14 protein-coding genes are annotated in these 13099 nt (G+C 65.1%); 6 read left to right on the top strand and 8 right to left on the bottom strand.

Annotated elements, in window-relative coordinates:
* Positions 1-170: 170 nt before the first annotated feature.
* Both AC5RVY_RS12075 and AC5RVY_RS12070 read left to right on the top strand, forming a co-directional pair.
* Positions 171-644 (top strand): Lrp/AsnC family transcriptional regulator, encoded by a 474-nt coding sequence (locus tag AC5RVY_RS12075; protein ID WP_493954944.1) that lies wholly within the window; start codon positions 171-173, stop codon positions 642-644.
* Between the two features lie 234 nt (positions 645-878).
* The gene (locus tag AC5RVY_RS12070; RefSeq protein ID WP_493954943.1) at positions 879-1517 is read left to right on the top strand and encodes a hypothetical protein; all 639 of its coding nucleotides are present in this window, start codon (positions 879-881) and stop codon (positions 1515-1517) included.
* 117 nt (positions 1518-1634) lie between these two features.
* Here AC5RVY_RS12070 and AC5RVY_RS12065 read toward each other — a convergent pair whose 3' ends face one another.
* Together AC5RVY_RS12065 and AC5RVY_RS12060 are read right to left on the bottom strand one after the other, a co-directional pair.
* Positions 1635-3251, bottom strand: a complete 1617-nt coding sequence (locus tag AC5RVY_RS12065; RefSeq protein WP_493954942.1) for a monocarboxylic acid transporter — start codon at positions 3249-3251, stop codon at positions 1635-1637.
* Positions 3248-3628 (bottom strand): DUF485 domain-containing protein, encoded by a 381-nt coding sequence (locus tag AC5RVY_RS12060; protein ID WP_493954941.1) that lies wholly within the window; start codon positions 3626-3628, stop codon positions 3248-3250. The genes AC5RVY_RS12065 and AC5RVY_RS12060 overlap by 4 nt, the downstream gene beginning before the upstream one ends.
* 182 nt (positions 3629-3810) lie before the next feature.
* Between AC5RVY_RS12060 and AC5RVY_RS12055 the strand changes: the two genes are divergently transcribed.
* Genes AC5RVY_RS12055 through AC5RVY_RS12040 form a run of 4 tightly spaced genes read left to right on the top strand, consistent with a single transcriptional unit; the run spans position 3811 to position 7629 of the window.
* A complete protein-coding gene (locus AC5RVY_RS12055) occupies positions 3811-5019 on the top strand; it encodes a sensor histidine kinase (protein WP_493954940.1) in 1209 nt (402 codons plus the stop codon).
* A 43-nt stretch (positions 5020-5062) separates the two neighbouring features.
* A complete protein-coding gene (locus AC5RVY_RS12050; protein ID WP_493954939.1) occupies positions 5063-5779 on the top strand; it encodes a LytR/AlgR family response regulator transcription factor in 717 nt (238 codons plus the stop codon).
* Positions 5776-6126: a DUF485 domain-containing protein gene (locus AC5RVY_RS12045; RefSeq protein WP_493954938.1), complete on the top strand. Its 351-nt coding sequence runs from the start codon at positions 5776-5778 to the stop codon at positions 6124-6126. The genes AC5RVY_RS12050 and AC5RVY_RS12045 overlap by 4 nt, the downstream gene beginning before the upstream one ends.
* 36 nt (positions 6127-6162) lie before the next feature.
* On the top strand, positions 6163-7629 hold the full coding sequence (locus tag AC5RVY_RS12040; protein ID WP_493954937.1) for a sodium/solute symporter: 1467 nt from the start codon (positions 6163-6165) through the stop codon (positions 7627-7629).
* Positions 7630-7734: 105 nt separating this feature from the next.
* On the opposite strand, the gene AC5RVY_RS12035 is transcribed toward AC5RVY_RS12040, so the two are convergent.
* The 6 genes from AC5RVY_RS12035 to rpsB form a co-directional block, all read right to left on the bottom strand.
* Entirely contained in the window at positions 7735-8319 is a 585-nt protein-coding gene (locus AC5RVY_RS12035) for a DivIVA domain-containing protein (RefSeq protein WP_493954936.1), read from the bottom strand.
* Between the two features lie 108 nt (positions 8320-8427).
* A complete protein-coding gene (locus AC5RVY_RS12030; RefSeq protein WP_493954935.1) occupies positions 8428-9351 on the bottom strand; it encodes a phosphatidate cytidylyltransferase in 924 nt (307 codons plus the stop codon).
* Positions 9351-9908 carry a ribosome recycling factor gene (frr, locus tag AC5RVY_RS12025; RefSeq protein ID WP_493954934.1) on the bottom strand — a complete coding sequence of 186 codons (558 nt, stop codon included), beginning with the start codon at positions 9906-9908 and terminating at the stop codon, positions 9351-9353. The genes AC5RVY_RS12030 and frr overlap by 1 nt, the downstream gene beginning before the upstream one ends.
* Positions 9909-10032: 124 nt before the next feature.
* A complete protein-coding gene (pyrH, locus tag AC5RVY_RS12020) occupies positions 10033-10770 on the bottom strand; it encodes a UMP kinase (protein WP_306638851.1) in 738 nt (245 codons plus the stop codon).
* A 117-nt stretch (positions 10771-10887) separates the two neighbouring features.
* Positions 10888-11724, bottom strand: a complete 837-nt coding sequence (gene tsf / locus AC5RVY_RS12015) for a translation elongation factor Ts (protein WP_493954933.1) — start codon at positions 11722-11724, stop codon at positions 10888-10890.
* Between the two features lie 129 nt (positions 11725-11853).
* On the bottom strand, positions 11854-12735 hold the full coding sequence (rpsB, locus tag AC5RVY_RS12010; RefSeq protein WP_493954932.1) for a 30S ribosomal protein S2: 882 nt from the start codon (positions 12733-12735) through the stop codon (positions 11854-11856).
* Positions 12736-13099: the final 364 nt, after the last annotated feature.

Genomic DNA, 13099 nt, shown 5'->3' with positions numbered 1-13099 from the left:
GTTGACCTGCGGATCCAAGGACTTGTGGTCCCGATACCGCCGGCCTCCCGGGCGCCGTTACCCCGGATACTGTGACCCTACTCACAATGCTCATTGGGTACAACCACCATGCCCGGCACTGAGCAAAATGCTCTGTCCCGCAGGCCGCGACGGTGCTAACGTTGCGCATTATGCAAGCTCTGGATGGCACTGACGCCCGCCTGCTCTCGGCCTTGGCCCAGGACCCCCGGCGAACCGTGGTTGCCCTTGCCCAGAAGCTCGGACTGTCCAGGAATACGGTGCAGGCCCGGATGGCCCAGCTGGAGAAAAAGCACGTTTTCCTGTCCTTCGAGCGCCGGATCAATCCAGTGTCCCTGGGCTACCCGCTGATGGCTTTCATCTCGGTCCACGTCCAACAGCAAAAGCTTGCCCGGCTGGCCAAGGACCTGGCCGATGTGCCGGAAATCCTCGAAGGCTACGGGCTTACCGGCTCGGCGGACCTGCTCCTTCGCGTGGTGGCCCTCGATGCCGAGGACCTCTTCCGGATCAACGGCAAGATCCTCGCCTGCGATGGCGTGGACCGCACGGACACCGCCCTGGCCATGGGCGAGCTCATCCCGTTCCGGGTCCAGCCCCTGCTTGAGCGCACTTCGCAAAGTACCTAACGGTTCAGGCGCCGCCAGGCCTGGCGCACCCGCCACGGCCCGCCGCCAGGCCTGGCGCACCCGCCACGGCCTGCCGCCTGGCATCGGTGTACCCCGGCACTGAACACGGGTGTACCCCGGCATTAAATACGGCGGTGGCCATGCCCCCGATAGGCTGTTGCAAGTTACCCACGGGTGCCGGCACCGGTTCCCGCAACCAGGCGGTGCCATGCACCCCGCCGGAAAGGCTCCATCTTGAGCAGTCCTCAGGACCCGTACCAGCCGGGAGGACGCGGTTACGCGCCGCAGCAGCCGCCTGTACCCCCGCAGCAGCCGGTGCAGAGCCCGCGCGCTTACCAGCCTGCCCCCGATGCCCGCCAACCATGGATGGATGTCCGCCAGGCGTCCGCCACGGGATACCAGGAAGCCAACCCGTTCGGCCTGCCCGGCAAGGAGCCCCCGGGCAGGAGCCGCCGCAAGCTGTGGATCATCCTCGGCAGCATCGGCGGGGTCCTGCTGCTGGTGATCCTGGGCATTGTCATCCTGGTCAACGTGATGGGCAGTGCCACCAACCAGGCCCGCGGGCTTGCCGACGGCTTCACGAAGCTGGTCATCGCCGGCGAGAGCTCCAAAGCCTATGACGACTACCTCGATCCCGCCCTGCAGGAACAGCTGTCCAAGGAAGCCTTCATCACCGGCGTAAAGAGCCTGGAAATGGACGACTCCTGCAAACCGTCCTACAACGACCTCAAGGTGGGTACTGAGAACGGGGTAAAAGCAGCGGACGTGGCCGGCGTTATCACCTGCGACGGCAAGGAAGTGGACCTTGCCTACCGTTTTGAAGGCACGGATGTGCTGAAGATGACCAATATCAAGCTCCGGCCAAAGGCCTAGCAGCCAAGACCCCCCGGCCTGGCACCCAGCACTCCCAAGGAACGAAAAGAGCCTCCGCGCACGAAGCGCGGAGGCTCTTTTCCTGTTACCGATATTGGACGGGCCAAGCCCTGTGGATCAGTGGTGGACCGCCTTTTCGGCGCCCACACCGGTGAGGGAGCGGACTTCCATTTCGGCCTGCTTGGCGGTGTCTTCGCGCTTCTTGTCGAGGACGGTTCCCAGCCAGCCCAGCAGGAACGCCAGCGGGATGGACACAATGCCGGGGTTGCTCAGCGGGAAGAGCGCGAAGTTGGCGTCCTTGATCATCGACGTTGCCCCGCCGGAAACCACCGGCGAGAAAATGATCAGGACAATCGCCGAACCCAGGCCGCCGTACATGCTCCACACTGCTCCCTGCGTGGTGAACCTCCGCCAGAACAGGGAGTAAATGATGGTGGGCAGGTTCGCTGAGGCGGCGACGGCGAACGCCAGGGCCACCAGGAACGCCACGTTCTGCCCGTTGGCGAGGATGCCGCCCAGGATGGCGAGGATGCCGATGACCACCACGGTGCGTCGGGCCACCTTGACTTCGGTGTCGGCGTCGACCTTGCCCTTGGCGATGACGTTGGCATAGATGTCATGAGCGAACGATGCCGCAGCTGTGATGGTCAGGCCGGCCACCACCGCGAGGATGGTGGCGAAGGCCACCGCCGAAATGAAGCCCAGCAGCAGAGGCCCGCCCAGGTGGAAAGCCAGCAGGGGTGCCGCCGCGTTCACGCCGCCCGGTGCTTTCTTGATGGTTTCCGCACCGACCAGGGCCGCCGCACCGTAACCGAGCACCAGGGTGAAAAGGTAGAAGAGCCCGATCAGCCAGATGGACCACACCACCGACTTGCGGGCTTCCTTGGCAGTGGGCACCGTGTAGAAGCGCATCAGGACGTGCGGCAGGGCGGCGGTGCCCAGGACCAGCGCGAGGCCAAGGGACATGAAGTCCAGCTTGGACGTTTCGGTCTTGCCGTATTGCAGTCCCGGGTTGAGCACAGCCGGGTTGTTGGCCGTTTCCACCGCACCGCCCAGCAGGGCAGAGAGGTTGAAGCCGTAAATGGCCAGGACCCAAAACGTCATGACGGCGGCACCGGCAATGAGCAGGATGGCCTTGATGATCTGTACCCAGGTGGTGCCTTTCATGCCACCGATCAGTACGTACAGGATCATCAGGGCGCCGACGACGATAATCACCAGCGCCTGCCCGCCCCAGTCGCTGATGCCCAGCAGCAGCGAGATCAGGCTCCCGGCGCCGGCCATCTGGGCCAGCAGGTAGAAGAAGCAGACGGCAAGGGTGGAGATGGCCGCGGCGATGCGGACCGGACGTTGTTTGAGCCGGAAGGACAGGACGTCGGCCATGGTGAACTTGCCCGTGTTGCGCAGGAGTTCGGCAACAAGCAGCAGGGCGACGAGCCAAGCCACCAGGAATCCGATGGAGTACATAAAGCCGTCATATCCGTTGACGGCGATCGCGCCTGTGATGCCCAGGAAGGAAGCGGCCGAGAGGTAGTCCCCGGCAATGGCGGTTCCGTTCTGGGAACCCGTAAAGGAACGGCCGGCGGCGTAGTAATCAGCGGCCGTCTTGTTGTTCCGGCTGGCGCGCAGCACAATCACCATGGTCACGGCGACGAACAGGCCGAAAATGCCCATGTTCAGCAACGTGGTGTCCTTGAGGGCGGCGACGTCCACCGCTGCAGCGATCCCGATCATTTGCCTTCACCGCCTACCCGGTTGCCGTGCTTATCAAATTCATGTCCCTCGATCTCGTTGCGGATCTCGGAGGCGATGGGGTCCAGCCGCCGGTTGGAGTAGTGGACATACCATCCGGTGATAGCAAACGTGGACACGAACTGGAGCAAGCCGAAGATCAGGCCGATGTTGATGTTGCCCCAGACCTTGGTGGACATAAAGCCCACCGCGTAGTCCGCCAGCAGGACGTAGGCGAAATACCACAGCAGGAATGCCACTGCCATGGGGAAGACAAAGCTGCGGTGACGCTTGCGCAATTCCTGGAATTGCCCGGTCGACTGGACCTGTTCAAAGTCCACGGACGCCGCTGCGTCCGGAGTGTGGGCCTCGTTACCCATCGTTCCTCCTCATTGAGACTTGCCTGGACACTCCCGCCGCACATCCCAGGACAGGGACACCGCAAGTGTGACTACAATCACTGTGCTTTCCGTGTGGCACCTTCTGCCATACCTGGCGTGCCCGCTGTCGCTCAACGGTCGGGATGCTGCGGCAAACGGCACCCGCCGCTACGCTGGGCAGCATGCTGGACTCCCCCCTCCTGACTGCCGCGGCAGTGGCCGTCATCGCCATGGCTGTCGCCGTCGTCGTGGGCGTGGGACTCAAAGTGCTCCGCTCCTACCGCGACCTGGGTACCGACGCGGAGCGCGCCACCTACCACACCCTTCATGCGGCATCCCAGGCCGGGCAGCACCTGCGCCGCGGCCTGAACCCCGCCGGCGCGGCCAAAGCCAGCCGGCACCTGCGGACGCTGCTGGGCTGCGAAGCCCTGGCCATCACGGACACCGCCGGGGTACTGGCCTGGGACGGCGCGTCCGAGGAACTGAAACCGCAGCTGATGCGCCTCGCGGAAGGGGTGCTGGCGGGCGGCCGGACGGCGGTTCTTCCCGCCGGCAGCCCAACGGGATCAGACGGCGCACCAAAGGACGGGACGGGAGCTCCGCTCGCTGCAGTGATCGCCCCGGTGCGGGCGGGGACCCGGGTGGTGGGCGCGGTGGCGGCTTTTGCGCCGTCGGCCGGAGCGGGACTGGTCCGGGCCACCAGCGAGGTGGCCGACTGGGTGGCGGTGCAGGTGGAGCTCGCGGAACTGGACGCCTCACGGACCCTGCTCATGGAGGCCGAGGTACGGGCACTGCGCGCCCAGATCAGCCCGCATTTCATCTACAACTCACTGAACGCGATCGCCTCCTTTATCAACACCGACCCCGCCCGTGCCCGCGAACTGGTGGTGGAATTCGCGGACTTCACCCGCTACTCCTTCCGGCGGCACGGCGACTTCACCACCCTCGCCGAAGAACTGCGCTGCATCGACCGCTACCTCCTGCTGGAACGGGCCCGGTTCGGCGAGCGCGTTCAGGTCAGCCTGCGGATCGCTCCGGAGGTCCTGAGCACCGTCATCCCTTTCCTCAGCCTGCAGCCGCTCGTGGAAAACGCCGTGCGGCACGGGTTGGAGGCCAAGGAGGGCCCGGGGCATATCAGCATCACCGCGAACGACGCCGGCGCCTTCGCCGAGGTGACCATTGAGGACGACGGCGTGGGGATGGATCCTGCGCAGCTGCAGTCCATGTTGGCAGGCCACACCGACGGCGTTCATGTGGGGCTGCGGAACGTGGACGCCCGCCTCCGCCAGGTCTACGGGAACGACCACGGGCTGGTCATCGACACCGCACCCGGCGAGGGAACGCTAATCACCATGCGCGTCCCCAAGTCCCAGCCCGGCCACGACGCGTGACGGCAGGCACATCCGGACCTGCCGCGGAAGCTAACCTAGGAGGATGATTAACGTCCTCGTCGTCGACGATGAGCTGCCCGCCGTCGAGGAACTGGCGTTCCTGCTGGGCCGCGACGACCGTATTGGCACCATCCTGCGCGCCACTTCCGGCAGCGAGGCCCTCCGCGCACTGGCCGCCGGCAAGATAGACGCCGTGTTCCTGGACATCCACATGCCCGCAGTGTCCGGCCTGGATATTGCCCGCGCCATCAGCGGGAGCAGGAATCCCCCCGCGGTGGTGTTCGTCACCGCCGATGAGGACCACGCGCTGGAAGCCTTCGAGCTGGCCGCCGTGGATTACCTGCTCAAGCCCGTCCGCGCCGAACGGCTGGCGCGGTCGGTGGGGCGCATCAGTGAACTGCACGACGGCGGTACGGCGCCGGAGATGATCACCGTGGACCAGGGCGGAACCACCAGGATGATCCGGCGCGACGACGTCACGTACGTCCAGGCCCAAGGCGACTATGCGAGGCTCCACACTGCCGACGCCAGTTACCTCATCAGGGTTCCGCTGGCCGACCTTGAACAACAGTGGGCTGACGCCGGATTCATCAGGACCCACCGCTCCTACCTCGTGGCCCTCAAGCACGTGACGTCCATGAAACTGGCAGCGGACGGGCCCCGCGTCACCGTGGCGGGCGCCGGATTGCCTATCAGCCGACGCCACCTGCCAACTGTCCGCGAAAAGCTCGGAGCTACCCGGATCAGGCCACAAGCATGAGCAGGGTACGGGTGACTGCTCCGCGCTCAGCGGCCCTTCCTGCCCGGGAAAGCCGCGAGGCGGCGCAGGACTCCGAGGTGGGGCAGGTTTTCGTCCGGTCCCTGATCCGCTCCCAGTTGCGGCTCGCCCTGGTGGTGGCCGGCGGATTCCTGCTCATCCTGGGCGCCTTCCCGCTGCTCCTCGCCGTGGTGCCTGGCCTGTCAGAAACCCGCATCGGCGGGATCCCCTTCGACTGGCTCCTGCTGGGCGGAGGAATTTACCCCCTGATCGGTCTCAGCGCCTGGCTCTATGTCCGCACCGCTGGCCGCAACGAGGCCCGGTATCGCGATTTGGCCGGTGACCAGTGAGCATGCACCCGCTAAGCGGTGACCGGTGACGGCACCATGAATCCAGGGGTGGCCATAGCTGCGCTCGCGGTGGTCTCCCTGGCCACGGCGGTGATCGGCTTCTACGGCCTGCGGATCTCGCGCACCACCGGTGACTTCTACGTTGCTTCCCGGACCGTGCGGCCCTGGTGGAACGCTTCGGCCATCGGCGGCGAATACCTCTCCGCGGCAAGCTTCCTGGGCGTGGCCGGCCTTATCCTGCTCTCCGGAACGGACGCGCTGTGGTTTCCCGTGGGCTACACCGCGGGATACCTGATGCTGCTGCTGTTTGTTGCTGCCCCGCTGCGCCGGTCCGGGGCCTACACCATCCCGGACTTTACCGAAGCCAGGCTGGACTCGCAGGTGGTCCGGAAAGTGACCAGCTTCGTGGTGGTGCTCGTGGGCTGGCTGTACATCGTTCCACAGCTTCACGGCGCCGCCCTGACCATCCGGATCACCACCGGCCTGCCGTCCTGGGTGGGGTCCGTTGCGGTGGTGATCGTTGTCTGCCTGACGGTGGTGGCGGGCGGGATGCGTTCCATCACTTTCGTCCAGGCCTTCCAGTACTGGCTCAAGCTCACCGCCCTGGCCGTTCCCATCCTGTTCATCATCTTTATGCTGGCCGGAAACGGAACACCGGCACTGTCCGCCCCGGCAGTAAACCCCACCGGCCTTGCCCCTGCCGGGGCCTACCAGAACGTATCGCTGCTGGTGGCCCTGCTCTTCGGCACCCTCGGCCTGCCCCACGTCCTGGTCCGCTTCTACACCAACCCAGACGGGCAATCGGCCCGGCGCACCACCCTGATCGTCCTTGGCTTGTTGTCCGTGTTCTACCTTTTTCCGACCGCCTACGGGCTCGTGGCCAGGGTCTTTGCACCCGGCCTGGCCACCGCCAACCAGGCCGACGCGATGGTGCTGCTGCTCCCGGGTGAACTCGTGGGCGGGACGGCCGGGGACCTGCTCTCAGCCCTGGTGGTGGCCGGCGCTTTCGCTGCCTTCCTCTCCACCACATCAGGCCTGGTGGTCTCCCTGGCCGGCGTCATCAGCCAGGACGTCCTGGGCGGCGAAGTAGGCGGCTTCCGGCTCGCGGCGGTGATCTCCGCCGTCGTACCCCTCGGCTTCGCCTTTATGACGGACTCGCTGGCCCTGGCCGGCAGCGTGGGCCTGGTTTTCGCGTTCACCGCCTCCACCGTGTGCCCGGTGCTCCTGCTGGGCATCTGGTGGCGGGGCCTGACCGACGCCGGTGCCATCGCCGGGATGGTGACGGGCGGAATCCTGTGCGGCGGGGCGATGATCGCCGGAGCCCTGGTCGGAGCTTCCAACCTGACGCCCTGGCTGGCGCAGCCGGCGGCGTGGACGGTGCCTGCCGCCTTCGCCGTGATGGTGGCCGTCTCGCGCGCCACCGCGCACAGGGTGCCTAAAACGATGGCGCGGGTCATGACCAGGCTGCACACCCCGGAAAGGCCCCTGGCCACGGAACGCTGATCCGCCGTCGTCCGCTAACTGCCTTGCCCGCGAATAACCCAAGGTCCTCACGCTGCTTCCTGCCGTGGACAATGACGCCATGTCCAGGAGGGAGGATAAAGCAGGTCAGTCGATGGCCGCCATCAGTTCGACCACCCGGTCCAGGAAGGCGTCCACCTGGGCTTCCTCGTATCCATCGTTGCCAACCGCGGGACGGAAGACCGCCCGGCGCACGTTGTCCACGCTGAGCGGCTTGTCCTGTTCGAGATAAGCCACAAGTTCATGGCAGAGCCGGTCCACGTCCGTGGTGTTGTAGCTGCGGGCCTTTTTCTTGTCCGGGCGGCGGAACCGCTCGCCGTCCGGGCGGTGCAGCCGGCCGCGGAGGATGCCGGACAGGTTCCCGATTTCACGCAGCCAGGCTTCCTCGCCCTGCGCCGCGATCAGCTCGTCCCGCTCGCGGCGGGCAAAGGCATCCTCCAGCCGGTCCAAGGCGGCGTCCACCACCGCGGCGGAATAGCCGCCCTTGACCGGATCAAAAGAGACAGCCCTGACATCGGAGCTGTTAATGGGGTGCGCTGCAGCCTCCGGGGTTTCAAGGGAAACCCGTGCGCGCTGCAGGAACTGGTCCACCTGCTTGGCGTTGTAGCCATATTCGCTGCGCTGCACGCGCTCAAAGGACGCAGGGATCTGCCGATGAATGTCCAATGCCACTTTGATTCCTTCGATGCTCTTCAGCCGTATCGCTCCTGCCCCAGTCTAGGGCGGAGGAATCCGGCAAGGGTTTGTGTCAGGCCATGTAGACGTCACGCCGCGTCCGTATCAGGCTCCGGCCAGCAGCCCGTACAGGACGAATACCACCGGGGAGGCGAACACAATGGAGTCGAGCCGGTCCATCACCCCGCCGTGTCCAGGCAGGATGCTGCTCATGTCCTTGACGCCGAGTTCGCGCTTGACCATGGATTCGGCGAGGTCGCCGGCGGTGGAGGCCGCCACCGTTCCTACCGCAAGGATCAGGCCCACCCACCATGGCTTGTCCAGCACAAAAAGGCAGGCAAGGACACCGATCAGCATGGCACCGGCCACTGAACCGGCAAATCCTTCCCAGGACTTCTTCGGGCTGATCTTCGGAGCCATCGGATGCTTGCCCAGGGACGCCCCCACCAGGTAGCCGAAGGTGTCGTTGGAGACCACCAGCAGCAGCATCACCGCTATCTGCCACGCGCCGTCCGGAATGGTACCGCCGGGCCAGAGACCCAGCGGGGTGGCCCCTCCTGCGGCATGCAGCGGAAGGGCGGCGAAGCTGATGAAGAACGGTACCCAGCCCAGGGTGAACACGCCCGCGAAGATGCTGTTGGCCGAGCCGGCAGCGCTCTCGACGGACCGCCACAGCAAGACAGCCACGGAGCTCAGCAGCATGGCGAAGAGCAGGCTTTCCATGCCGCCGAGGTAGGCGCAGAACGGCATGGCCACCGTGCCGGTCATCACCGGCACGATGGGCATCCTGGTGCCGTTCGCCTCCAGGGCACGGTAAATTTCCCACACGCCGAAGACGGCGAACGTGGTGGTGACCGCCACGAACCCGAGCGGAAGGAACAGCAGCCCGCCCAGTACGGCCAACAACATGGCCAGGCCCACCGCCACCGCGGCCGGCAGGTTCCGGCCGGCCTTTGGTGTTGGATTGCTCCTGGGCTGCTTCCCCCGCGTGCGCGCCCGTTGTGCCGGGGCCTGTTCTGCCTGGCCCATCAGACTTCGAGCAGCTCTGCTTCCTTGCGCTTGAGCAGCTCGTCAATGCCGTCCACGTGCGCCTTCGTGATGCCGTCCAGTTCCTTTTCGGCGCGGGTGCCCTCGTCCTCGCCGGCCTCGCCGTCCTTGACCAGCCGGTCCAGGGTCTCCTTGGCCTTGCGGCGGATGTTGCGGATGGACACCTTGGCGTCCTCGCCCTTGGTCTTGACGATCTTGACGTATTCCTTGCGGCGTTCCTTGGTCAGCTCCGGAATGGTGATCCGGATGACGTTGCCGTCGTTGGACGGGTTGGCGCCCACCTCGGAATCGCTAAGCGCACGCTCGATGTCCCGCAGCGCGGTCTTGTCGAACGGGGTGATCAGGATGGTGCGTGCGTCCGGGATAGCGAACGAAGCGAGCTGCTGCAGCGGCGTGGGGGAACCGTAATAGTCCACAAGGACCTTGTTGTAGAGGCCCGGGTTTGCGCGGCCGGTGCGGACGGCAGCGAAGTCTTCCTTGGCTACCTCTACGGCCTTGTCCATCTTTTCTTCGGCTTCGAGCAAGGTTTCTTCTATCACGGTCTCTCCTCAGGTTCTGGTGCAGTCCGGGGCGCCGGCTTCCTGCATGTGGTTCTCGGTTGCTGTTTCCGTCCCCGGGCCCGAAGGCCGGGGCGGAACTGTCCTGAAAACATCCTAGCCGGAGCTAGGCGGTGACCAGCGTGCCGAGCTTTTCGCCCAGGATGGCGCGGGTGACATTGCCTTCGCCTTCCATGCCGAACACCACCATAGAGAGGTTGTTGTCCTTGCACATGGTCATGGCCGTCTGGTCCATCACGCGGATATCGCGGCGGAGCGCGTCGTCGTAGCTGAGCGTTTCAAGCCGCTCGGCCGTGGGATCCTTTTTGGGATCAGCGGTGTAGACGGCGTCCACGCCGCTCTTGGCCATCAGGACGACGTCGGCATGGACTTCGAGGGCACGCTGCGCAGCTACGGTGTCCGTGGAGAAGTACGGAAGACCGGCGCCGGCACCGAAGATGACCACGCGGCCTTTTTCCATGTGGCGGATGGCGCGGCGCGGAATGTACGCCTCGGCCACCTGGCCCATGGTGATGGCGCTCTGGACCCGGGTTTCCACCCCGGCCTGTTCCAGGAAGTCCTGCAGCGCCAGGCAGTTCATGACCGTTCCCAGCATGCCCATGTAGTCGGCCCTGGAGCGGTCCATGCCGCTCTGGGACAGTTCGGCGCCGCGGAAGAAGTTGCCGCCGCCCACCACGATGGCGACTTCCACCTCGGGCACTGCTGCGGCGATCTGCTTGGCGACGTCGCGGACAGTCTCCGGGTCAACGCCCAGCTTCCCGCCGCCGAAAACCTCGCCGGAAAGCTTCAGGAGGACCCGGCGTCGACTTTTCTCGGGCTGCATTACAGTGTTGACGGCTTCCATGATGCCTTCCGGTTGGGGGTCTGAAAAAAGATTATCCTGCTCGGGCCAATGCTCGGAACGGCCCGTTGCATGCAAAAGGGGCGGCCACCCAAGTGGCCGCCCCTTTTGCAGTACCGGCTAGGAGCCGACGCGGAAACGCGTGAACGCGGTTCCCTTGACACCGGCCTCTTCGAGGACCTGCGCCACGGACTTCTTGGCGTCCTTTGCAAATGCCTGGTCAACCAGGACCTCACCCTTGTAGAAGCCGGTAACACGGCCTTCCACGATCTTGGTGAGGGCAGCTTCGGGCTTACCCTCGGCCTTGGCGGTCTCTTCGGCGATGCGGCGCTCGGACTCAACCAGCTCGGACGGAACGTCTTCGCGGGTCAGGTAGTTCGGGGCCATGGCAGCGATGTGGACTGCAACATCGTGGGCGGCGGTGGCAGCGGCTTCGCCTTCACCGTCAACAGCGAACAGCACACCAACCTGGGCCGGGAGGTCCTTGGAGGTCTTGTGCAGGTAAGCGTCAACCGTTGCTCCCTCAACGCGGGAGATGCGGCGGACAACAACCTTTTCGCCCAGGACAGCGCCTTCTTCGACGACGATCTCGGAGAGCGGCTTGCCGTCAACTTCGGTGGCGAGCAGGGTCTCGAGGTCGGCTGCGCCGGACTCGACGGCAACGGCCAGGACCTTGTCGGCCAGCTGGATGAACTTGTCGGCCTTGGCCACGAAGTCGGTCTCGCAGTTAACTTCGATCATCACGCCGACGCCGTTGCTGACCTTGGCAGCCACCAGGCCTTCAGCGGTGGAGCGGCCCTCGCGCTTAGTAGCGCCCTTGAGGCCCTTGATGCGGATGATTTCGATGGCCTTCTCGGCGTCACCGTTGGCTTCGTCAAGAGCCTTCTTGACGTCCATCATGCCGGCGCCGGTGCGCTCGCGCAGGGCCTTGATGTCCGCGGCAGTGTAGTTCGCCATGTGAACCCCTCTGTCTAGAAATGTGTTGTGGTGTACGGACCGACAGGACGGCAGCCCACATAGTGGGCCGCCATCCTGTCAGCAGCTCCGGCGCCGCGGGCGGCGCTGGAGAATCCGGGTGTACTTGTGTTACTTGGCGTCGTCAGCGGCCGGAGCAGCAGCGTCTTCTGCCGGGGCAGCTGCCTCAGCAGCGGGAGCCTCGGCAGCAGCTTCTTCTGCCGGAGCAGCGGGAGCCTCTTCAGCCTTGCTGCCTTCGAGGAGCTCGCGCTCCCACTCGGCCAGCGGCTCTTCCGGAGCTTCGGTGGTGCCGGTGGCGCGGTTGTTGCGGGCGATGAGGCCCTCGGCAACGGCGTCGGCAACAACGCGGGTCAGGAGGTTCACGGAGCGGATGGCGTCGTCGTTGCCCGGGATCGGGAAGTCAACTTCGTCCGGATCGCAGTTGGTGTCCAGGATGGCCACAACCGGGATGTTCAGCTTCTTGGCCTCATCAACGGCGAGGTGTTCCTTCTTGGTGTCCACGATCCAGAGCACGGAGGGTGCCTTGGTCAGGTTGCGGATACCACCGAGGTTGGACTCGAGCTTGGTGAGTTCACGCTTGAGGAGCAGGAGCTCCTTCTTGGTGTAGGCAGAACCGGCGACGTCGTCGAAGTCGATCTCTTCGAGTTCCTTCATGCGCTGGATCCGCTTGGCCACGGTCTGGAAGTTGGTGAGCATACCGCCGAGCCAACGCTGGTTCACGTAGGGCTGGCCGACGCGGGTTGCCTGCTCGGCAATTGCTTCCTGGGCCTGCTTCTTGGTACCGACGAAGAGTACGGTGCCGCCGTGTGCAACGGTGGCCTTGACGAACTCGTAGGCGCGGTCGATGTAGGACAGCGACTGCTGAAGGTCGATGATGTAGATGCCGTTGCGCTCGGTGAAGATGAAGCGCTTCATCTTCGGGTTCCAACGGCGGGTCTGGTGTCCAAAGTGGACGCCGCTGTCAAGCAGCTGGCGCATGGTTACGACGGGCATGCCGGCGCTCCTTCCGGCAGGTCATTCATGAGAAGCCCCTGGGGCTTCTTACCCTGCCAATAGTTGACGGTTGATTAGCGTGGCCCGGGCGGGCCGTGCTCCTGGCGTCCATCGCGCTTCCCATCCGTACCAATGGCACGGACCGCAGGAGGCGCGATCCTCCGTGGAGGGCTGGACGCGCGTAGTCAGCCGCTGCTCCCCCACACTCCTGAATGAGATGTGCCGACGCAGGCCGGACAGGGGCATGTACCGTGGGAAAAACCTTTGGGATAGCCGCCGGACGGATAGCGTTGAGGGCGCAGCAAACTGCTCCATCAAGTGTACTACAGGGACCTGCAGCCGGAGGACACGGAAAGGGACGTGC

Source organism: Arthrobacter sp. Ha26 (assembly GCF_059091705.1).
Note: the sequence above shows the minus strand (reverse complement) of the source record. Positions and strands in the feature narration are given on the sequence as shown.